This is a genomic window from Mucilaginibacter sp. P19 (assembly GCF_050632265.1).
Classification (GTDB): domain Bacteria; phylum Bacteroidota; class Bacteroidia; order Sphingobacteriales; family Sphingobacteriaceae; genus Mucilaginibacter; species Mucilaginibacter gossypii.
The window spans coordinates 344,069-366,766 of sequence record NZ_CP192586.1 but is presented as its reverse complement, the minus strand read 5'-3'; the positions used below and the strand labels follow the sequence as shown (position 1 = coordinate 366,766).

General features: G+C 44.8%; 19 protein-coding genes. 4 read left to right on the top strand and 15 right to left on the bottom strand.

What is annotated here, in order from left to right; genetic code table 11:
• Positions 1-22: 22 nt before the first annotated feature.
• Together ACQ86K_RS01830 and uxuA are read right to left on the bottom strand one after the other, a co-directional pair.
• Positions 23-2,203 carry an alpha-glucuronidase family glycosyl hydrolase gene (locus tag ACQ86K_RS01830; protein WP_091175599.1) on the bottom strand — a complete coding sequence of 727 codons (2,181 nt, stop codon included), beginning with the start codon at positions 2,201-2,203 and terminating at the stop codon, positions 23-25.
• A gap of 215 nt (positions 2,204-2,418) precedes the next feature.
• Positions 2,419-3,627, bottom strand: a complete 1,209-nt coding sequence (gene uxuA / locus ACQ86K_RS01825; protein WP_091175601.1) for a mannonate dehydratase — start codon at positions 3,625-3,627, stop codon at positions 2,419-2,421.
• A gap of 158 nt (positions 3,628-3,785) precedes the next feature.
• On the opposite strand from uxuA, the gene ACQ86K_RS01820 reads away from it, so the two are divergent.
• Both ACQ86K_RS01820 and ACQ86K_RS01815 read left to right on the top strand, forming a co-directional pair.
• Positions 3,786-4,814, top strand: coding sequence for a LacI family DNA-binding transcriptional regulator (locus tag ACQ86K_RS01820; protein ID WP_091175604.1), 1,029 nt, complete (start codon positions 3,786-3,788; stop codon positions 4,812-4,814).
• 12 nt (positions 4,815-4,826) lie between these two features.
• Positions 4,827-5,573 carry an SDR family NAD(P)-dependent oxidoreductase gene (locus tag ACQ86K_RS01815; RefSeq protein WP_091175606.1) on the top strand — a complete coding sequence of 249 codons (747 nt, stop codon included), beginning with the start codon at positions 4,827-4,829 and terminating at the stop codon, positions 5,571-5,573.
• Between the two features lie 27 nt (positions 5,574-5,600).
• On the opposite strand, the gene ACQ86K_RS01810 is transcribed toward ACQ86K_RS01815, so the two are convergent.
• The 5 genes from ACQ86K_RS01810 to ACQ86K_RS01790 are packed head-to-tail and all read right to left on the bottom strand — an operon-like array spanning position 5,601 to position 9,011.
• The gene (locus ACQ86K_RS01810; protein ID WP_431199691.1) at positions 5,601-6,557 is read right to left on the bottom strand and encodes a hypothetical protein; all 957 of its coding nucleotides are present in this window, start codon (positions 6,555-6,557) and stop codon (positions 5,601-5,603) included.
• Positions 6,533-7,123: a hypothetical protein gene (locus tag ACQ86K_RS01805; protein ID WP_431199690.1), complete on the bottom strand. Its 591-nt coding sequence runs from the start codon at positions 7,121-7,123 to the stop codon at positions 6,533-6,535. The genes ACQ86K_RS01810 and ACQ86K_RS01805 overlap by 25 nt, the downstream gene beginning before the upstream one ends.
• Positions 7,124-7,150: 27 nt before the next feature.
• Entirely contained in the window at positions 7,151-7,486 is a 336-nt protein-coding gene (locus tag ACQ86K_RS01800; protein WP_431199689.1) for a hypothetical protein, read from the bottom strand.
• A 29-nt stretch (positions 7,487-7,515) separates the two neighbouring features.
• Entirely contained in the window at positions 7,516-8,820 is a 1,305-nt protein-coding gene (locus tag ACQ86K_RS01795; protein ID WP_431199688.1) for a sialate O-acetylesterase, read from the bottom strand.
• Complete coding sequence (locus tag ACQ86K_RS01790; RefSeq protein ID WP_431199687.1) at positions 8,775-9,011, bottom strand: hypothetical protein; 237 nt, start codon at positions 9,009-9,011, stop codon at positions 8,775-8,777. The genes ACQ86K_RS01795 and ACQ86K_RS01790 overlap by 46 nt, the downstream gene beginning before the upstream one ends.
• Positions 9,012-9,271: 260 nt before the next feature.
• Here ACQ86K_RS01790 and ACQ86K_RS01785 point away from each other — a divergent pair, with 260 nt between their 5' ends.
• A complete protein-coding gene (locus ACQ86K_RS01785) occupies positions 9,272-11,101 on the top strand; it encodes an ABC transporter ATP-binding protein (RefSeq protein ID WP_091175614.1) in 1,830 nt (609 codons plus the stop codon).
• Positions 11,102-11,238: 137 nt separating this feature from the next.
• Here the strand turns inward: ACQ86K_RS01785 and ACQ86K_RS01780 are convergent, their stop codons facing one another.
• The 5 genes from ACQ86K_RS01780 to ACQ86K_RS01760 all read right to left on the bottom strand — a co-directional run bounded on the left by ACQ86K_RS01780 (position 11,239) and on the right by ACQ86K_RS01760 (position 18,822).
• Positions 11,239-11,853 (bottom strand): transposase, encoded by a 615-nt coding sequence (locus ACQ86K_RS01780; protein WP_431199686.1) that lies wholly within the window; start codon positions 11,851-11,853, stop codon positions 11,239-11,241.
• A 41-nt stretch (positions 11,854-11,894) separates the two neighbouring features.
• Positions 11,895-12,536 (bottom strand): IS110 family transposase, encoded by a 642-nt coding sequence (locus ACQ86K_RS01775; protein ID WP_431199685.1) that lies wholly within the window; start codon positions 12,534-12,536, stop codon positions 11,895-11,897.
• A gap of 394 nt (positions 12,537-12,930) precedes the next feature.
• The gene (locus ACQ86K_RS01770) at positions 12,931-14,256 is read right to left on the bottom strand and encodes a vanadium-dependent haloperoxidase (protein ID WP_091172678.1); all 1,326 of its coding nucleotides are present in this window, start codon (positions 14,254-14,256) and stop codon (positions 12,931-12,933) included.
• Positions 14,257-14,266: 10 nt separating this feature from the next.
• Positions 14,267-17,617 (bottom strand): VCBS repeat-containing protein, encoded by a 3,351-nt coding sequence (locus ACQ86K_RS01765; RefSeq protein WP_218134497.1) that lies wholly within the window; start codon positions 17,615-17,617, stop codon positions 14,267-14,269.
• 176 nt (positions 17,618-17,793) lie between these two features.
• Positions 17,794-18,822 (bottom strand): glycoside hydrolase family 53 protein, encoded by a 1,029-nt coding sequence (locus ACQ86K_RS01760; protein WP_091172680.1) that lies wholly within the window; start codon positions 18,820-18,822, stop codon positions 17,794-17,796.
• A gap of 153 nt (positions 18,823-18,975) precedes the next feature.
• On the opposite strand from ACQ86K_RS01760, the gene ACQ86K_RS01755 reads away from it, so the two are divergent.
• Positions 18,976-19,536: a thioredoxin family protein gene (locus ACQ86K_RS01755; protein WP_091173119.1), complete on the top strand. Its 561-nt coding sequence runs from the start codon at positions 18,976-18,978 to the stop codon at positions 19,534-19,536.
• A gap of 311 nt (positions 19,537-19,847) precedes the next feature.
• Here the strand turns inward: ACQ86K_RS01755 and ACQ86K_RS01750 are convergent, their stop codons facing one another.
• Genes ACQ86K_RS01750 through ACQ86K_RS01740 form a run of 3 tightly spaced genes read right to left on the bottom strand, consistent with a single transcriptional unit; the run spans position 19,848 to position 22,674 of the window.
• Positions 19,848-20,084 (bottom strand): phytase, encoded by a 237-nt coding sequence (locus tag ACQ86K_RS01750; RefSeq protein WP_256337515.1) that lies wholly within the window; start codon positions 20,082-20,084, stop codon positions 19,848-19,850.
• On the bottom strand, positions 20,081-20,206 hold the full coding sequence (locus tag ACQ86K_RS01745; protein ID WP_256337516.1) for a hypothetical protein: 126 nt from the start codon (positions 20,204-20,206) through the stop codon (positions 20,081-20,083). Before ACQ86K_RS01745 ends, ACQ86K_RS01750 begins: the two co-directional genes overlap by 4 nt.
• Positions 20,207-20,259: 53 nt before the next feature.
• Complete coding sequence (locus tag ACQ86K_RS01740) at positions 20,260-22,674, bottom strand: AsmA-like C-terminal region-containing protein (protein WP_431199684.1); 2,415 nt, start codon at positions 22,672-22,674, stop codon at positions 20,260-20,262.
• Positions 22,675-22,698 lie beyond the last annotated feature (24 nt).

The window sequence follows — 22,698 nt, the reverse complement described above, 5'->3', positions numbered from 1 at the left end:
GACGTTTGGTTTATGGTGGTGATTAATTGGTCATGTAGTTATTGCCTCCTATGCCCGGCACATAATAAAACTTCATTTTTTTATAATAATCCAGCTGGTGCTGCGGCTTGGGGTAGATAGCCGGGACAGGCATTTTTGAAAATGTTTGGAAATATAAAACACAGGCATCGCGCCAGGTTGTAGCCTCATTTAACTGAACCTGCATTAATTGTTTTACCTCTGTAAAGCGTTCGGCATCTATCCTGCCCTGCATTTTATCCCAGGTAAGCCCCATTTGCTTAACAGAATCAGCCCCTACATAGTAATGATGAACGAGCTCATCCCACAATGACCTGCCCGAGCGCATTTTATAAGTCCAGCTTAAATGATGAAACCACAACAGGTATTCATCAGGGCAGGTTTGCAGGTTTTCCCACTGTGCCTTAACTTCAGGTGCATATTGCAAGAGTGCATCGCTGCCCGTACCTGTACGGTTAAAGCCTATCCCCGCCGAATCGGCTTTATGGTAATAAGTGGCATTCCAATCAGGACGACCGGCATTATCAACCCAGGGACCGGGGCCATAATGAGTTGATACCCCCATAATATGGTGCAGCCCGAGCGGCGTCATGTAATTAACTGTATTTTCCCTCGATTGCAGCATGAAGTTTTTTACCGGCGACACAAAGCTATCGTCATTACTAAAAGTCATTTTGAGCCAGTCGGCGGCAATTACACCTGGAGACTGGTCAGGGTTCCAGGCCATGCGACCGAAGGCATACCAGTTAGCCTGAGCAAAGGGATGACCGCACCAGTTTAAATCAGTGCCAATATTAGCCACGCCCGCCATGCCGGTTATCAGTTTTTTGTTAAAATCACCCTTGATCACCCGCGCAACGGTTGAACCTATGCCATGTGTATAAGTATCTGATTGCAGGCATTCGGCAAACAAAGGCGCTTCATAAACCAAATGGGTTGAAAAGCCAAGATATTCCTGGGTAAGCTGGAACTCCATCATCAGCGGGGTATTGGGCATAGCCCCAAACAATGGGTGAAATGGCTCTCTTGGCTGAAAATCTATCGGACCATTTTTTACCTGGATGATCACATTATCCCTAAACTTTCCATCAAAAGGTTTAAATTCATTATAGGCCTGCTTAAAGCGATCGTCGGGTACCTTATTATCATAAACAAAGGCACGCCACATCACTATGCCATGATGAGGAGCTAAAGCATCGGCCAGCATATTTGCTCCATCGGCATGGGTACGGCCATAGCTTTGCGGACCGGGCTGTCCCTCCGAATTAGCCTTCACTAAAAATCCGCCGAAATCTGGAATGTAGCGATAAATTTCATCAGCCTTATCGGCCCACCATTTTTTTACCGCGGGATCAAGCGGATCAGCAGTTTTTAGGCTTCCAAGCTCAACCGGGCTGCTGAATTTTACCGACAGGTAAATCCTGATACCATATGTTCTGAATACATTGGCCAAAGCCTGCACTTTTAACAAATATTGGGGCGAAAGGATCAGGGCATCTGCATTTACATTGTTTACAACTGAGCCATTGATCCCTACCGAAGCATTGGCCCGCGCATAATCAATATAACGTTGGTCAACCACACCTGGCAGCTTGTGCCAGTTCCAGATGGATGAGCCCGCGTAGCCCCGCTCCACGGTACGGTTCAGGTTATCCCAGTGATCCAGTACCCGGTACATCATCCTTGGGTGATCTGAAAGATCCAGTTTATTAATAGATTGATTGGTTTGGATCAGCTTTAAAAAATTAAAAACACCGTACATAACCCCTGCATCGGTGTTGGCCGTTATGATGATACATTTCTTTTGATTGACAAGGGCAGTTTTGATAAGATACCCTTCGCTGCCGATGCTATCGGGGGCAGTTATCGAAAAAGCCTTTAGTGATCGCGGCGTACCTATTATAATAGTTTGCCCATTGGTTGTCCTTTTAGTATCTCGTGGCTTTAGGGCCAACATTCCATCAAGGCCAGTTAAGAGCTCGGTCCTTGCAGCTTTAAGCTGGTCAGACTGTGCCGGGAAGATCATGTTTTGCAACTGTTGCCTGTAAATGTTTGCCAGTTGCTTGTTGCTCACCTTATTATATTCAAGCCATAATTTATAGCCGTCGTCTGCATATGCTTTATTTATCGCTGCCATGAAAAGCAGTACCAGTAAACACCTGTTTGTTAATGAATATTTGGCCATGACGTTATTAATTCCAGCTTTATAAACCCATCGGCGGTCTATAAAAAAACACAATTAATCTGTTGAAAAACTTATGAATGAAATGGGTTAAGCTCCCGCTTCATTTAGTATGGTTTATAAAGTTTTAGTTTTATGCAATCGATTGCAAGATAAAAACTTTTATGACTTTTAACAATAGGAATTTAATTATTGATTCCTTATTTAAGCTACCTTATTTATTGCAGCTCTTGCTGGTCGTACAGTATGCGTTTAAGCCCCATCTCCAACCCACGTAACTCGGCCAGGCCCTTTAACCTGCCAATTACTGAATAGCCGGGATAGGTATCATAATTAAAGTCATCAAGTAGTTTATGCCCGTGATCAGGTCGCATGGGGATAGCCATATCACTCCGGCCTGCATTTTTACGGGCTATCTGTTCATTGATAATGGCTTTCATCACGGCATACATATCAACACTGCCTGTTAAATGATCGGCCTCATAAAAGCTGCCATCCGACTGCCGGGCCACGTTGCGCAGGTGTAAAAAGTGGATCTTATCACCCAGGCGGCTTATAATTTCAGGAAGATCATTTTTGCCCGATGCACCTAACGAGCCGGTACAAAGCGTGATACCATTGGCAACTGAAGGATAACTATTTACAATATCAGTAAGATCATTTAAGGACGATGCTACACGGGGCAGCCCCAGGATAGGAAACGGGGGATCATCAGGGTGGATACACATTTTAATGCCCAGTTTTTCGGCATATGGGATTATAGCCCGTAAAAAATAAAACAGATTTCCCTTTAATGCTTGCGCGTCTACCTCACTGTATTTGTTAAGGTGTTCTTTAAACTCCGCAATGGTAAAAACCTCATCCGTACCGGGTAAGCCGGCCAATATTGTATTGGTTAACAGCGTTCTGTCTTCGTCACTCAGCCCATCGAGGTAATGCTTTGCGGCTGCCTGTTGTTCCGTGGTAAATTCGTTAAAGGCATTCTCCCGTTCTAAAATATACAAGTCAAAGGCTGCTAAAGCCGGAGCGTTGTAAAGCAAGGCCGAAGCACCGTTTGCTAATCGATAATCAAGATGCGTGCGGGTCCAATCCAATACGGGCATAAAATTGTAACACACCGTAAAGACTCCCTCCGACGCTAAATTTTGCAGTGTTTGGATATAATTATCAATGTAGCGGTCACGTTCCGCACTACCCATTTTGATACTTTCATGAATATTCACACTTTCTACAGCAGTCCAGTTAAAGCCTGCGCTTTCAATTACCGCTTTCCGCTGCCTGATTTCTTCACGATCCCAAACGTCCCCGCAAGGTATATGATGAAGCGCGGTAACTATCCCGCCTGCTCCCGTTTGTTTTATTGCGCTTAAAGTTACCGGGTCGCCGGGGCCAAACCACCTGAAAGTTTGTTTTAAATCTGGTACCATATTATTTAAAAACGAATTGCTATCAACGCGATAAATTTATGCAATCGATTGCATAAATTTTAAATAATCTGTAATAATTTTATACTTTTATCCCTGAACAATCTGGCTGCGGTTATTATCGAACCTGCAACATTGTTTATATATTTTAGATTGACTATATGTCGGACAGCGGAAAAGAGATAACCATATATGACATTGCCGAAAAATTAAAGGTTTCGGCAGCTACGGTTAGCCGTGCGCTCAAAGATCACCCGCGGGTTAATAAAAATACCAAAAAGAAGATTATCAAGGCAGCCGAAGAAATGGGTTACCGCTCCAATTCGTTCGCCAGCAATTTACGCCGTAAAAACAGCAACATCATCGGCGTTATTGTGCCACGGCTCAACAGCAGTTTCATGTCGGATGTTATTGCAGGCATCGAAAAAGTGGTGAACGACAATAACTACAACCTCATCATCAGTCAGTCGTTAGAAACGATGAAGAAAGAGATCAGCAACGCCAGGGCCATGCTGAATAACCGGGTTGACGGCCTGTTGGTTTCATTAGCTTATGATACCACCAGCATTGAGCATTTTGAACCTTTTATCAAACGCAATATCCCGGTGCTTTTCTTCGACAGGATTTTTGAGCACGAGCAGTATCCGCAAATCTATATCGATAACTTCAAAGCCGCTTATGAGGTAACTAAGCACCTGCTTGAACAGGGCTGCAAACGGATAGTACATATTACCGGAAATCAATTGCGCAATGTTTACGCCGAACGCCTGCGCGGGTATAAAAAAGCTCTTGAAGAACACCAAATTGATTTTGATGGGCAATTGGTGATCATCAACGACCTGAGCGCTAAAGAAGCTGCGGTAGCGGCAGAAACCATTTTACAAATGGATCCTCTGCCCGATGGCATATTTACAGTTAATGATGTCAGTGCCGTTAGCTGTATCCAGGTACTGAAAAAGGCAGGCATCAAAATTCCCGAACAGATAGCAGTTGCGGGCTTCAATAATGACCCGGCAGCCTGTGTGATTGAGCCCAATCTCACTACAGTAAATTATAAAGGCTATGAAATGGGTGAGGTTGCCGCCAATATGCTTATCAATCATTTGGCAAACAGGCAGGATCTGCAACAAACGCATAGCCTCATCCTCAGATCGGAATTGATAGTACGTGAATCCTCCAAAAGAAAATAACTTAAAAAATCCATGAACTCAAAGACCAAACTTGCTATCGTAACCGGCGGTGCCTCGGGCCTTGGCCTTGCTACCACCAAAAAATTCACAGAGGAGGGTATCAAAACCATTATCATAGGCCGCGACGAGGCAAAACTTATTGCGGCAGTAACACAGCTTGGCGATCTTTGCAGTTACAGGCAATATGATCTGAGTGATACCACCGGTATACCGCAACTGATAGCAGAAATTGAAGATGAATTTGGCGCACCTGATATTTTGGTTAATAATGCCGGCATTAACCATAAAAAAGCTTTCGCCGAGGTAACCGATGAAGAGTTCGCCAGAGTGATCCAAACCAATCTTACTTCGGTATTTGCGATAAGCCGTGAGGTAGTAAAAATCATGTTGAAAGCTGGCAGTGGGAGCATAATTAACATCAGTTCGATGGCTGCACAATACGGCATACCGTATGTTATTGCCTATACCGCATCTAAAACCGCCATCGAAGGCATGACAAAAGCCATGGCTACCGAGCTTTCGCCGCAAGGCATCAGGGTTAACTGCGTTGCTCCGGGCTTTATAGCCACAGATATGTCGGCAAAGGCGCTGGATAATGATCCTGCCCGCAAGCAAAAAGTGATGGGCCGTACCCCAATGGGCAAATTAGGTGAACCTGCCGATGTGGCCGAAGCCGTTTATTATTTGGCGACAGATGCTGCCAAATACGTAACCGGGGTTGTTTTACAGGTTGATGGGGGTAATTCGATTGGGTTTTAATAAATTCGGCATGACTTGAAGGAGACCTCATTTCCCGCTTCCTTCTTTACCATAATGCATCAACTTATTGGCCCAGGCAATAAAGTATTTTACGTTTGGCGCGTCGGTATGCCCACCATCATGCTGACGCCAGGCAAGTTCGCCATCAAGCGGCCCTGTATTAACGGGTGGCATTTTTTCGGTTTTGTAATCGTTTGAAACGCCGAGGTCCTTTGCGCCGAGCAGTTTAAATACAGAACCCGCAGCTACAGTTGCCATATAGCTTCCCTGCTGATCAAGCCATTTGGCATCGCCCTGTTCCGGCACGCCATAGCTTATAAAAGTAAACCGCGGGGCACACAAGGCAATCAGCTCATGTGCATCTACTGGAAGGTCTTTCGCGGTTTTAGCACCGAATACGGCATCCGATGCACCATATTTCATAAAGTTACCGGCCATCCAATAATATTCGCCACCGGTAAGACTTTCAACCGCTTCTCCAAAGTTCCGGCGATGCAACTTGGCCCCTCCCTCACCCGACGAACCTATCAACCCCATGGCAAACCTTTGTTCAAAAGCAAGTGTTACCAGTGCTGCCTTTCCATAGCGGGAAACACCTTCAATACCTACATGTCTGGAGTCAACAGCCCGCTCAGTTTCCAGGTAATCCAACGCGCGTGCCGCTCCCCATGACCAGGCACGTAAAGCGCCCCAATCCTCCGGCTTACGGGGCTGGCCTTTATTCACCAAACCGATGATTCCTTTGGTTAAACCTTCGCCATTATCTGCCTGAATAGACGACGGATCTATAAGTACATACCCCCATCCATTGGCAATTAGTTGCGTGGCAGTCGGAGGGTCGCCTTTCATCACTGGAAAACCACCGGGACCAAAGGGAGATTGTTCGGCAATAGGATTATAAGCGGGATATTGCTCAAAAGTAGTTTTAAACTCGGGATGTTCTTTTAAAAGAAGTTCTTTCAATGCAGCATTGATTTTTTCCACATCAGCAGCCGGGGCTGCGCCGGCGCCGGTAGCGCGCTCCGACCAAACATCATCAGTACAGGTACAGGTCCTTTGGCATTTGCGGGGAGTGTTAAGGTCATTTCGATATTGACGTTGATAAGCGGATAAGCCGTATTATCAACATGGCCTATCAGTTGTTTGGCAATCACCGGATAAAAGCCAACCCGCTCTTTATCGGTTATTTTAACCGTCCAGGTTACTTTGGGTACATTAGCAGGGATGCGGCCATAAACCTCACGCTCCATATCCTCCACAATTTCGGGGCGGCGCTGTTTCCACCACATTTCGGCTGTAGTTACCTTTTTACCATTCTTTAGCGTAAGGGCGTCAGGCAAATCAGGATAAGGGTTAGCCAGCGCTTCATCATAATTAGCATGATTAGGGGCCGATTCATCGCCGCTTGGCCCGTTACGCAAGGTTTTAATTCCTAATTGCGTCATCATATACTTATGGTCCTGGTCAGCAGTGAAATTTACCGGGGCCGGGGTTTGCGCTTTCGCAGCAATGGCCCATGTGAGTAAGAAAAAGAAGGCAGTACTTTTCATCGCTCCTGGTTGTAAGATGGTTTATGGTTATTGCAGTTTCCCGGTTTGAAACGGTGATGCCGGCAAGCCTTCTTTATTATACAGATTCGCGCCATCCGGGTTATCGGCCCAGGCATACCTTACGTAAAGCGGTGCAGGGATTTTATCACTCCAAACCAGTATCTTATCTCCTTTAATAAGGGCCTTTGCCCAAACAAACTTTTTGTCGGCCCCGGCTATCGCAAATTGTGATAGTTCTTCGCCATCCTCAGCAATAAGCCCCGCACCTGTATTTTTAAAAGCAATCTCAATCTTATTCCCCTCAATTTTAGCCGATTGGTAAATCGGCCCTGATGGTACTACGTTTACCTTGCCATAAACCACATTTTCGGCTACCCTGGCAAGCCTTTCTCCTACCTTTTTTTATTAAGGGGATGAATATCGTTCCATTCGCCGGCATCAATGGTTACCGCCATACCAGTATTGGGCACTTCAAGGGCCTCAAGCTGACCGGCGCGTAATTGCGCCCAGTCGCTTTCTGTTGGCGAATATTGTACCTCGTTAAAGTTAGGAAGCTGTGCATATATAAAGGGAAGATTACCTTGTTGCCAGCGATTCCGCCAGTCGGCAATAAGAGCCTTTAACAAGGTTCCATATTCGGATGCGCGGCTGGAATTACTTTCGCCCTGGTACCAAACCATACCTTTAATGGTATAATTAATAACGGGCGCTACCATGGTGTTGTAAAGACCGGTAGGTTCATTCTGGGCCGAAAATTCCGGTTTCATCCTAACGGGTTCAAACACCTGCCCAACTTTGTATTGCCAATCGCCGCGAAGGTCGATGGTATCACCGGCTATCGCCAGATAGTATCGTTTATCAGGCACAAAACCGCCTTTGCCCGATGTATTGGTAATGCGTACCACAACAGTATTTTTACCCGGCTTTAATAATCCGGCAGGCAATGTATAGCGCCTTGGAGGGTATTGATAAGTAATGTTTCCTACCAACTTCCCATTGAAATAGGTTTGATCGGCATCCACTATCCTGCCTAAATACAACTTAGCAGTCTTGCCCTGTACCGATGCGGGCAGTGTGATTTCTTTCCTGAACCATACCACGCCATTCAATCCTTTTACTCCCTGATCGGCCCAGTAGCCCGGCAGCCAGAAACGGTGCCAGTTATGCGGCTGATAGGTGGTATCATACCATGGTTTAGGCTCATTTAAGCCTTTATCTGCGTCAAGCTGTTCTATTGGTTCCGGGTGCTTTTTCAATACACTATCCATAAATGCCGTATTGCTGAACCGGGCAATCCTGTTATGATATGATTGAATGTTCTTTAAGCCCTCGCTGCTGATCCAGGCCTCAATAGGCGTACCGCCCACACTTGAGTTGATGATACCTATAGGCACATGATATTTTTGATAAAGCTGTTTGGCAAAAAACCATGATGTGGCACCAAAACCTAAAACAGTTACAGAATCGGCTTTAACCCATTTACCAGGTAACAGATCTGAGTGTTGCCTGGTTACGTCAGACTCCGTTTTAACGAAAAAATTCCTGATCTGCGGATAATTGGCTTTTGCTATTTCATCAGGATATTTTTCCTTAACCCGCTCCATAGGCAAAACCATATTCGATTGCCCCGAACAAAACCATACATCGCCAATTAAAATGTCCCGGATAGTAATACGATTATTACCGGTGATTTCCATAGTATACGGCCCCCGGCTTTCATTGGCTGAAGGGCAATTTTCCAGGAACCGCTTTCGTCAGTAACGGTGCGGTATGTTTTATGCTGAAAATTAACGGTGATCTTTTCGCTTGCATCGGCCCATCCCCAGATCTTTACTTTGGCATCGCGCTGTAATACCATGCCATCGGCAACCAGTTGCGGCAGGCGCACTATTCCATAACACGGTAATATTAAACAAGCGAACAGCGCGACAAGTAATAGCTTCACCGACCTCATAACTCCGAAATATTTATTGATGGTTTATTTGACTAAGTAACAAATAAAAAAAGATTTGTGCAATCGATTGCACAAATCTTTTTTCATTTTAATTTCTGATTAGTCAGTAAACGATCATAAATGTGTTCATAGTCCTGCAACGCAGTAGCAATGAACATTTTTTTGTTTAAAATCGCATTTATCAAAACCGGAAGATGGCTAAAACAAGAAATATCAAACCAGAACAAAAGATTTCGTTCAGAGAGCGTTTGTCGGCATTGAGCAATCTCCCGGATTTTTTCAGGCTGGTATGGCAAAGCAGTCCGGGTAAAACAACAGCAAGCTTTTTGTTACGTATTATACGTTCGGCCATGCCGGTTGCCTTGTTGTACGTAGGTAAGCTGATCATTGATCAGGTAGTATTGCTCAACCGCCACGGCGGAAGCCAGCATGAATTATGGAAACTGGTTATCATTGAATTTTTGCTGGCTGTGGCAACCGACGGCCTAAACCGGATGATCAGCCTGATGGACAATCTGTTGGGAGACCTTTTTGCCAACTATACCTCCATGCGCATCATGCGGCATGCGGCCACGCTGGACCTGGAGCAGTTTGAAGATTCTGTTTTTTATGATAAACTGGAGCGTGCCCGGCAGCAAACCGTTGGGCGTACCATACTTTTATCACAGGTAATGAGCCAGATCCAGGATTTTATATCAATTGCTTTCCTGCTTACCGGTTTGCTGACTTTGAACCCCTGGCTGATCCTGTTACTACTCATTTCAATCATCCCTTCGTTTCTGGGCGAAAGCTATTTCAACAGCCAGAATTACGCGCTCACCAGGAGCCAGACACCTGAACGACGAGAGCTGGATTATGTGCGCTACCTTGGCGCGAGCGATGAAACGGCAAAGGAAGTCAAGATCTTTGGCCTGTCTGATTTTATTATTAACCGCTTTAAAACCTTATCAGATAAATTTTATGCCGATAACAGCAAACTGGCCGTGAGGCGTTCGGCCTGGGGTACCTTCTTTTCTGTCTTAGGCAGTGTTGGCTACTATGCCGCGTATGGTTTTATTATTTATCAAACGGTTACGGGCAAGTCTTCTGTAGGTACGCTTACTTTCCTGGCGGGCTCATTCCGGCAGTTGAGCAGCCTGATGGAAAATTCGCTGAACCGGTTTACATCAGTTTCGCAGGGGGCTATATATCTCAATGATTTCCATGAGTTTTTTGAGATCAAACCAAAGATCAAAGTTGCCGATTCTCCTTTACCATTTCCAAACCCAATAAAGCAAGGGTTCACATTTGAGGACGTCGGTTTTAAATACAATAATGCCGAATCATGGGCCAACAGGCACCTGAACTTCACCCTGCACCCCGGCGAAAAAATTGCCCTTGTTGGCGAAAACGGTGCCGGCAAAACTACGCTTGTAAAGCTACTGGCCCGCTTATATGACCCAACAGAAGGGCGTATCCTGCTGGATGGCGCGGATTTGAGAGACTATGACATTGCCGATCTCCGGTTAAACCTGGGCATTATTTTCCAGGATTATATCCGTTACCAGATGAGCTTTTCGCAGAATATTGCGGTAGGAAACATTGATGAACAGGGCAATACCGAACTAATCCGTAAAGCTGCCCGGGAAAGCCTTGCGGACGCGCTTGAAGCCAAACTTCCGCTGGGATACGAGCAATGGCTGGGCAGGCGGTTTAACGAAGGTGTTGAATTATCGGGCGGCGAATGGCAGAAAGTTGCACTGGCAAGAGCCTATATGAAAGATGCACAGGTGCTCATCCTTGACGAGCCAACTGCAGCGCTCGATGCCCGGGCCGAGTACGAGGTATTTCAGCGTTTTTCGTCCTTAACCCAAGGTAAATCGGCGGTTCTTATCTCACACCGCTTTTCAACGGCAAGGCTCGCCGACCGGATCATCGTATTGGAAAAAGGCAAGATCCTTGAAGCCGGCACACACCAGGAACTTATGACTAACAACGGCCGTTACGCCGAATTATTTAGTTTGCAGGCGGCGGGGTATCAGTAAGGGATGATATTTAAGCAAACATCCTTTGGGCTTTGAAGAAGAAATGACAAAAGAGGCCTGTCAGTCTCAGCTTGTCGAAGACTCGCGCGCAGAGGCCCGCCCACGATGCTTCGAGTGCCTACCCATGACATAATAATTTAAGCAGGTACAAGTTCCCTATTTAATTCAAAGGCGAGTTTTTCTAATCGCCTTTGTTTCTGTTCCTTAATGATATTTTCATAGGCTTGCAGCCCTTTTTCCACAAAGTCGGCTCCTTTTACAATTAAACGCCAGTATTGAGCGGCCAGTTTTCTGGCCGTTGCTTTAATAGCTATTGCCGGACCTTTTCTGCCTCTTAATCTTCTTGCAAATGAACCCCAGCCGATATACTTGCTGTTCAATAATCCATGGGCCATTTGTTTGAATATTTGCCCAACGGCCGGTTTACCCTTACTTTTACTTTTGTTCTTTTTCCCTGAACGGTCCTGGCCGGGAGATAAACCAAGCCAGCTTGTGAAATGTTTTTCACTTGGCCATCGGCTAAGATCCGAACCCACCTCTGTGTATAACTGTAACCAGTTGTAATCTGTAATACCCGGAAGTTTAGTTGCATCCTTACCATCAAATATTTTTAACAGATGATCTCCCAGGTTGTTGATATGAGGTTTGTTGTGACGGATCGCCTTGCGTTTTCCTTCGCTTATTCCCGGCGGCAGGTTCTTATCCCTGTTGATCCGTTGTAAAACACTATCAATCTGGCTGTCGCATTCCATTATCTGGCCTTGATAAAAACCATAAGCCTTATAGGCCTGACCTAATGAAAAAGCCCTTGCGCTGTATAATGACCTTGCAGGGCTTTCAATAGCTCTTCCCCTTTATTCTCCCTGATCTTTTTATGGCAAAGTGAAAACAACTTATCAGGATCTCGCTCGCCTTGCAGTATCGCATCGATTAACGCCATCCCGCTTACTCCATGGACCTGGCTTAATACCTCCGGCAAACGGATATTCATTTCTATCAGGGCCTTCTGCATGTGTTGCACATGCATGGCCGCACTCCGAAGATGATCTTCACGAAGGCGCTGATAACTACGCAATTCTTTGATATGACCTTCGGATACATAACAGCGGTTCAGCAAGCCATAACTATGCAATTGCTGTATCCACTGACAATCTTTTACATCTGTTTTCCTGCCTGGTAACTGGCGGGTCTGTCTTCCGTCAACAAGCCACACATCCAATCCCCCATCTAAAAGAATATCGTAAAGTACATACCAGTATACTCCTGTGGCTTCCATTGCCACTGTACTTACCTTATGCTCCAATAAATAGTTCTTAAGTGATACCAGATCACTGGTGAAAGTCTCAAACGAACGAACCGGCTGGCCTTCAAGACCCACAAATACCTTGCGGGCTCCAATATCTATACCTGCCGCATGAAAATGCATCTTTTCCATACTTATAACGCTTTTTAAACCGTGCCCGAAGGAGTTTAAAGAAAAGACAGGCTACCCATCGGACAAATCACCCACACAAGGGATCGTACCATACCTTCAGACTCTTGCTTCGGAACCATACTCAGCAACAGGCAATAAGCACTATAACTCGGTCGGCCACACTGCACGGTTCAGCAAATCTATGTCATTTCACCTTCAGAGGCCACGGATTTAAACACTCAGAATGACAGGCCCTCTCTTGTTATTTCCCCTTCAGAGCCTACAGCTTTAAATCACTCAGCATGACACCCTTTTTAAGTTGTCATGAGAGATGAAAGCACCATCTTCGCCCTGTATAGCAACTCCACTTATCGAAAAACCCTTTCGCCACCGCTCATAACAACCATGCTTATATCTACGATTTCTTTTGCCCGCTCATTTTAGCAACAACGAGGTTGCCCACTTTATTTCCCTGAATAATACCATTATCAATAGCATCCATAAAATGGATACCGCCCCAAAACCTGGAAATAGCGGCTTCTTTAGCAGCCTGGGTAAACGAACTGAAATGCCTTGGCGGGATGCCATAACTTACTTCCACATCATCGGTATATTTAAAGTTATCGCCGAAATAATGCGTGAGGATAACAGCAGCTGTTGACGAAACTACCGAATGCCCGCTGATATACTCCGGAAACGGCGGAGTTTGCAACAGGGGTTTCCAATGCGGGTCTATATACCTGCGGATGGCCGTTTCGGGCCTGATGCGGTTGGTGCGGTATTTGTCTTCCCAGCAGCAAATGAAACCATCCAGCAGGCCTATGGCTACAGCGGTATTGATTTGCACCGTTTTAGAGAAGTTTACTTTAGCCTGCTTACATGCAATGGCCGTTATCCCCATCCAGTGTGCCCCCGGCGAGATCTTTTTTAGGCCGATGAGCATGTGCCCGTCATTTTGAACAGCAAAAGGGTTACAATCCCAAAAGTTGGCAATATCTTTTTCTTCCTGCTTTAAGCCGTTACCGCTTTTGGCATAGCTCATTTGCAGGTATTTATAGAAAGTTGAGTTTTTATCCGTTGAAAATGGAATAGGCGCATCAGGAACAAATTGTGCGGCCGAATCAAGCGTCATAGGCCGGATAGTGTTAAAATATGGTTCAACCGGCAACATGTAAGCAGGCGGGGTCAGGTCCCAGCTACCGGGTGTTTGCTTAAGCTTATAGCGTGGATAGTTATTTATTTTCCGGTAACCATCGGCCTTGGCATAAGCCAGGATCTGTTTACTGATTGTTTTGGCATAGCTTTTTGAACTGTCGATCACTTCGCTGCTGAAGCCAATATTTTTGCACGAGTCAATAAAGGAAGACTCGTAGCCCAGCATCAACGTACCCGATGGTAACAGCCTGGCAGATGTTTCAAACATGGCCAGTACCGCACTTAGCTGATAATTATAACCTGTATTTTGTTTGGGGTGTTTGATATCGGGATATTGATTTAATACACCGCGCATACTGTTGGTCTGTTTGTCGTTTTCGGCAACTACCTCATACCCGGCAAGGCAGGTATAAGCAAAAAAACGGGCGGCCAATGGTGGATTGATAACATCATGGATCATTACGCTGGTCATATGGCCAACAACTTTGCTCACGTCCTGGTTGGTTAGTTCGGGTTGCTTTTTCGGGCTGCAGCTTATCATCGCAAATAAGCCGCAGGCAGGTATTAGCATTAACAGTTTTTTCATTGCCTTTGTATTATTGCTTGTATGCCTTTAGTTTGCCTTTATCAAGGGCAAATAGTAAAACGTTATTTAATGGAAGCACGCTCCTGACATCGCCCCGGATGTTGAAGCCCGATTGCTGCTGGTTTATGTATTGATAATTACCCTTGCCATCACCCTTAAGCAATACGCCGTAATTAGCATCATATTTACCGAAACGGATGCGGGCCTTGTTGATGTTGCCGCAAAGCAAAAGATCCTCCTTGCCATCATGATCGTAATCAAATGAAGTAATGGTAAAAACCGGCGAATACTGAGCCTGTAAAGGCAACGTCGCCTGTTTTAATTTTCCTTGTGCATTACTGATAAAACATGCTGTAGCCAGTTCATTGGCTGTCAGTTTTTTTACATCTTTCATCTCTTCGGCAGTAAAAATCTTGTCCATGGTAGCATCGGCATAGCTTTTATAATCGGGGAACCGGCCGCGCATTACACTCATCTGGTCAAGCAATTCATCGCGGCTTACAAAGGGGTAACTTTTATGCTGGATGTAAAAACAAAGCATCGGGTCAATGGAGCCGTTATCATCAAAATCTTTATAAAACATTTCCGCAGGCTCGGCATCGCTTGCTTTACATTGCGTATTTAAACCGATGTTTCCGGCTATAATATCCGGATGGCCGTCATGGTTGATGTCGCTTACCTGTAAACAGTTCCACCAGCCGGCATATTTTTTATCAAAGTATTTTGTTGTGGCATCGGTTAGCTTAGCACCGCTATTTTCAAAAACCGTGATCGGCATCCATTCGCCGGCCAGCACCAGGTCGGGCTTTTTATCACCGTTCATATCAACCCAGGCAGCATCGGTCACCATCCCTATATTTTTCAATGCCGGGTTATATTTTGCAGTTTCATTGGTAAAATGCCCCTTGCCATCATTGATCAAAATATAGCTTTCGGGTGCTTCGGGATACTGCCCGGGTATTACCCTTCCGCCAACAAACAGATCAGGAAAACCATCTCCATTGATATCGGCCGCTTTTACACAGCTTTTACTGCTGATCATTTTGGGCAAGGCACCTTTAGCTTTGCTAAAGTTTCCTCTACCATCGTTAAGGTATAACCTGTCCTGCAGCAGCGCGTCATCCGGTTTATAATCGGCATAGCCACCAGAGGCTACATACAGATCGGGCTTGCCATCGCCATTGGCATCAAAAAATAAAGCTGCGGCATCGGTACTGTTTTTATCGGCTTCAAAGGCGGCAAGAGCCTTGCTGATAAATCTCCCATCTTTTTGCTGCAGGTATAAAACACCGGCTTTGCCATCATGCGCACCGGCATAAATGTCCTCGAGCCCATCGCCATTTACATCACCTTTAGTAAGGACGGAACCCGAAAATGATATCGAGTTAACCATTAACGGCTGCCGTTTAAAATCATTGGTAGTGTTATCGATTTCGCTGCCTGCGATAGGGGCCGGCACCTCTTTAAATATCGGATTAATTTGTTTTTGTGCAGGACTGGTGCCTAACGCATCCTTTTCATTTAAGACAATTTGTTTATCAGCTTTTACTTTTTGAAGTAACTGTGTTTTGCCGCTTTGCCAGGTAATCCTTAATGAATCAACCTGCTTATCTTTCCCCAGGCCAAAATGCAGTATCGTTGACACGGTTGACTGATAACCACGGTTTGGCATTTGCTCCAGGTATTGCGTTTTATTGCCCGAATAAATGCTCACCTTAGCGCCTACCCCCTGCGTGTTTGCACCGCTGCCGTTTAATTTTAAAGCTAAATAATGATTATCATTCTGTTTAGCGGCCTGGTTTTCATAAACAAAAGCCGGTTGATTGATATTATTGACCACCAGGTCAAGGTCACCGTCATTATCCAGATCGGCATAAGCGGCGCCGTTACTGTTTGATGTCATCGTTATGCCCCATTGCTCACTTTTATTGGTAAACGTTGTATTACCGTTGTTTTTAAACAGGTAACTTTTCATTTGCGATGATGGCATCTGGTTAACAATATCCAGGAGGTCCTGCCGCATTACGCGTCTGTCTTTGATGTTATCGCCCATAAACTTTAAAAAGTCCATGTTGGTATAGTCGCGGGTATATCCGTTACTTACAAACAGGTCTTTCCAGCCATCGTTATCGTAATCGGCAAAAAGGGGCGACCAGCTCCAATCTGTATTAGAGATCCCTGCCAGTTGTCCTATCTCGCTGAACGAGTTATTGCCGTTATTGACCTGCAGCATATTACGCATGTACTGGTAATAAAAGCCCACCCTCAGGTTCAGGTCAAAGGCCTCGTAATTATCAATACCGAACAGCAGTTTTTGCCGCTTGTTATCCTCGGGAAGCATATCCAGGGTGTAGATATCGGGTTTGCCGTCGTTATTAATATCGGCGACATCATTCCCCATAGAGTAAAACGAGCTGTGACCAATCTGTTTCTGGAGCTCATCGGCAAAACTGCCCTTCCCATTATTAATGTACAACCTGTCGGGAATGCTGTAATCATTGGATACGTAGATATCCGGCCATCCATCGCCGTTAATATCGGCGATACCGGCTGCAAGGCCATATGATAGTGGCGTATTGATAATGCCTGCACCGGCGGTAACGTCAGTAAAATGATTATTGTCATTCCGCAGCAGCCTGATCCCCGATTCGTTATCCCTTTTGGCCGACATCTCCTTAACAAAGGCATCATCCATAATACTGATCCGGCCTGGGTTGTGGTTAATTAACAACAGGTCGAGGTCACCGTCCCGGTCATAATCAAAAAAGTATGCCTGTGTACTGAATGATGGGAAATCGAGGCCAAAATCAGCGGTCTGGTCTTTAAACATGGGCACACCTGCGGCATTGTTTCCCTGGTTTATAAACAGTTGGTTAACCCGCTTCCCGGCCCGTACTTTACCCGAATAACATATGTAGATATCCACCTTACCGTCACCGTTAACATCGGCCATGGTAACCCCCGTTTTCCAGGGACCGGGCCTGCCTGCTACTCCGGCATCAGCAGTGATATCCTTAAACTGCATATTGCCCTGGTTCAGGTACAATTTGTTATCGGTCATGTTGCCGGTAAAATAAAGGTCCTGCAAGCCATCGCCGTTTAAGTCGCCAACAGCCACGCCACCACCGTTATAAAAATACTCGTACATCAGCACGTTGGTGTTTAATCCTTCGGTTAAGGTATTGGCGAAATCAACATGGGTTTGTTCCGGCTGCAACAGTTTAAACAAGGGTTGTTGTGAGTTGGCAGAGGGCTCATGATTGCACCCTACAAATAACATCAGCGTACTTACAACAGGAAACATCAAAAACGATCGTTCTTTTCGCGTTTTAAGCGGGAGGGGGAACCGGAATATCTTCATTGTGGTTTATTGTGGCTGCGATAAATAGGCATCGCAAATTTGATGTCAATATAACAATTATTCTACATGCAAAGCATTTTTAGAAAAATCGCCTTAAGAAGCTACATATAGTGACTCTGCAAATTGGAATTGCCTGTACTTATCCTATGATAAAGCCAAAGCGTATCATGATCCTCCTATTCAAGGGACAGCCGAATATGGTATTGTTTACTAATGCTGTCATAAGTAGCCATATGCGCATTAATATTTCCCTGTTTATCAACAAAGGTTTCGCCCCAGCTAAAGGGCTCCCAAATAAAAGTGCCTTTAACTTTATTACCAGGTAGTGAAAAAGCTATATCATTTACCTCGCGTTTGCGCCGCGAATATTCCACCACTATCACATCCTGTGTATAACGGGCGGCGAGGTCGGTAAGGTTGTTGCGTAAACTATCCGGTGTGCCATGCCACTCGGGATAATATGATTGGCCAATGATATCGAAATTAACTCCGCGTTTGAGCATGTTATCTACAAAGTATCTTGATTCTGCATTTTGCCCGCCGCAGGCAATATGCAGCATTACCCTGATGTTGCTGCTCACGCTTTTGACACTGTTAATGCCAGCCTTTAAAAAGCCAGCCAGGGTATCCAGGTTTTTGACACGGCCGTCGGGCCATAAAATGCCGTGGTTAATTTCGTTACCTACCTGCACCATATCGGGCAGCGTGCCCTGCTTTTTTAGGGCCAGCAAGGTAAGCCGGGTAAATGCCTTTATAGAATCCTGCAGTTGCTGGTTGTTGAGCTTTTTCCAGGCGGCGGGTTTGTATTGCTTACCGGGATCGGCCCAGTTATCACTGTAATGAAAATCGAGTAAGAAGCCCATTCCGGCTTCTTTAATACGCAGAGCCATCTTCTTGGTATCTTCCAAACCACAATAGCCTTTTGCCGAGTACCCGCTATCGGCCTTAGGATTATTGAATATGCGAAGCCGTACATAGTTAAAGCCATGATCTTTCAAAATGGTGAAAGGGTCCTTGTTTACGCCGTTATCATAAAACTTATGCCCCTCAGCTTCCAACTGAGGGATAAATGAAATATCGGCGCCCATGATCTGCTTAAACTTAACCGGAACATTTTTGGCCGGCGAATATTTGTAGGCAGATAAAGCGCCGGTGCACACCAGGCTAATTGCTGTTAATAGCAGTTTGTTTATTTTAATTTTCATGTACCCCGCTTTGATAATCAAAAATACATAGTATATTAATCATAGCCCGGTAAAGGTTATCGAAATTAATCTACATCAACAAAATTCACACGCACATTATTTAATTTCATATCGTAAAAGGAAGTGCCATAAATGGCGCCAAATGCAATTATTATGGATTTCACAGCATATCAGCAGCTATTTTTCGATATTTTGAACAGCCCTAATCCGCGTGCTCCGTACGATAACCCGGATTATTTAAATTATACAAAGCTTAATTGGTCGCGCCAGCAGCGCTGGCTAAAGGTTGGCGTACTGAACCCGGATTTGACAAATGCCATCGAAAAGATCAGCAAACCACAATTATGGACGGTTATTACCGAGGCCTGGTGCGGCGATGCTTCGCATACTATACCGTTCCTGCATCGCCTTTCGGAACTAAACCCGCTTATTAAAGTTGATTATCAGCTAAGGGATTCGCCGCCATTCTTGATTGAAAGTTACCTTACCAATGGCACCCGGTCAATACCCAAGATCGTTATTGCAGATGAAAATAATCAAGACCTTGCGACATGGGGGCCGCGACCGGCCGAATGCCAGCGATTATACCTGCAAATGGTGAAAGACCATATTGAAATGAGCGAAAAAAAGATAGCATTGCAGAAATGGTATAACGAGGATAAAGGTGAAAGTTTTCAGCTGGAGTTTTTAGATATTATAAATAAGCTATTATGATTCTGGTAAAAACAACTTTCGCCCCAACCCTATCTGAAGGCTACTGTGTGTGTACATATTTAAAAAATGTCATTTCGATAGAGCCGGACGGGCATGAACGATGGGGCTAAAGAGAAATCTTCTACATTAAGCTTTGCAACTGTGCTTGTAAAAGCAGGGCGTAGAAGATTTCTCCTCGCCTCCAACGCACAAATACCACCCAGAGCTCGTCGAAATGACATTTTTTTTAATAGTAAAATAAAAAAGATATGGCCACACGAGAGTTTTTTGTGCTACTATTTTACCTTAAGTTCTTTGCCCGCTATGTCTTCTCAGCGGTAATAGTGAAAAGTTTTATCGGTACTCATTACCACAAAAATGCCATGTTTAAAGGTACCATTTAAAGGAGTGGCGGTTACGTCACTGCCATCACTTTGTCTGGCGGCAACGTTGGCTATTTTCAAAAGTGTATGTTCAAAAGGGTTTGCTTTTGTGCCTTCCCTGCTGAAAATCTGGAAGCGGTTGGCGCCCTGACCGGATACCAGAATGTAACCCGTTGTATCATTCAACTTATAAATCGAGATCCCTTCATGGTCGGCATTAAGCCTGCGGTGCCGAATATAGCCAGCTCCTGGTCGCCTTTTTCGGGGTCGGCATAATACTGGCGTACACCTACCTGCTCTTCGCACAATCCTCGCTTCTATTTCTTTCACAAATGAATTCGCCAGTCTGCTCAACCCGCTTTTATTCTTCTTCCTGCGTTTCTTTCAGCTCATCTTCTTTTTTGCCATTGCCCAAATGGATAATAGGTTTATCCTGGGTACCGGTGATAGTCATCGGGATGCCGAAGATACCGAAGGGCGGCAGCCCCAGCCTGAATTTCAGGTTCAGTTTGCCATCCAAACCCACCTGTCCTTCAAATCTTGGCCTGAAACCTGCAATCCGCATTTTGGTTCGTTCTATAGTCATGATGTTGTTAGCTATAGTACTTTTGATATCAACCTTTTTCACATCACCGTGGCCAACACTGTCATGACCGGTTTGCTTGCCAACCGCGCTTAATAATTTCAATCCGTATACTTTTACTTGTTTTACAGAAAGTACGCCACCGCCTTTTAATGATGGATAAACCGGTTTCATATCGCTGTTTAGCTTACCCGCAAGCTTATAGTCTAAAGATACAATACCTTGTACATGCTCGGCCGAAGTTGCCATATCATGAAACAACTTGATTTCGCGGTAGGCCCTCTGAATATCAAACTCTTTCGCATTGATGTGATAATCAAAAAATGCTTTTTGCGGATTGATGCTGCCATAAGTGGCGTCCATCACTACAGGGGCACCTATCAGGCTGAAACCAGTTTGCTTAAGTACGATCTGCCCGTTGGTAACATTCATTGCGCCTTTGGCGTCACTGATATCCAAACCGCTGTATTTTACTTTTTTAACGTCAGCAGCAAAATTAAGATCAAGGTTTGCAGGCACCAGGATCACACCAGATGATTTGGTTGGTTTGGCAGACGCAGGCACACCGGCAAAGGCCATGAAGTCATCGGCAATAATCAAATCACTCTTTAGATTAAACTCGCCTTTCAATGGCGAATTTGGCTGCATGGCATAGCCTATCACATTAGATAAAGCACCGTCAAGCACCACTATCGATTTACCGTAGTTAGCCTTAAACTGATCAAACTTCATTTTGTCCTGGTTAAAGCTGAATACGCCGTTGGTGATAAAAAATGGTTTAGGGAACAGCTCGGTAGTAAGCTTGATGTTCTTCACTTTCATGCTGCCCGAATTGTCCAGCTTATCATAGTGGCCGGTGGTTGCATCACTTTGCTTACCTTTCAGTTTAAAGTTGGTGCTTACAAACCCGTTCACATCATATCCTTTTACGGCAAACACTTTGTAAATCTTACCCAGGTCCAGGCTACCTCGAGAAGTTACGTTATAGTCAAGGTCATCAAAATTGCGGAGATTGGCCCTCAGTAAAAATGGCTGGCCTTCAAAATTGAAGGATACCGTTTTAATATCCACCTTAAGCCCTTTTAACGAGCCTGTGTTGTTAAAAATATTTACGCTAACCTGTACACTTTGCATTGGGTGCGGATAGTATTTGGTTTGGATGTATCCGTTTTTTAGATTGATCTCAGCATTCGTAACCGGGAAGATGCGGCGGGCCGGAATATACCTGCCTTTACTTTGCAGGTTAGCATCAAAATCACCACGGAAATCAATGCTATCAACCGGATAAAACTGCTTGATATCGTCTAAATGGAATTTAGCATTCAACCCGGCATCAATCAATGCACCAGCCTTATTGCTTAATTTCAGATAGCCTTTGATGTAATTATTAAGTGCATTAATGTTCAGGTTGCGCACATTCACAGTGGCATTGGCAATGTTATGATCCGGACAAGCGACATCCAGGTCAAAACTGATATTGTTGATGGACTGCGGCAATTTACTATACTTAAAATACCCGTTCCTGAATGTCGACTTGAGTTTAAATTGGGGAATACTGGTTATCACGGTATCAATCTTTTGCCTTAGTCCCGTTTTCCTGATGCCGGTGGTGTACTTGCCTTCGGCCAGTAAATGCAAACCATACCTTCCTTTTACCTGGAATGGTTTAATGCCAAAAACCTTGTACCATTGCTCCAGGTCAATTTCGGTATTCACTTTAGCATAAATATATGGCGATTTGATTCCCTTTAATTTCAGCACCGAACCAAAGTAGTCCTTACCAATATTAAAATAAACCGAATCAATATTAACTTTTAAACTGTCGGGGTTGAGGCCAGGCAAACTGGCATCCATATTCAGGTACAGGTTTTTAACCGGCGCAGGAGTACTTTTGTTAACGATGGAACCGTCGCGCACTTTCATGCTGATACCCAGGTTGGGCATAATATTTTTTGAGGCGATGTACTTTCCGCTAAGATCAAGCTGGATGATGCCATTACCGCTGATATCCATGTTATCAACATATTTGGCGTATTCATCCGGAATGGCGGTAAAAACGTCACCAAGGTCATTCTGATCGCTCCTGATCTTGAAATCCATATCATAACCATCTTTCAGGAATTCAAACCGGCCTTTAAATTTAACCGGCAGCTTGTTAATAAGCAGGTCGTTTTTTTGAAATGCGAAGGCCAATGATTTGGTATTGATACTGGTAAC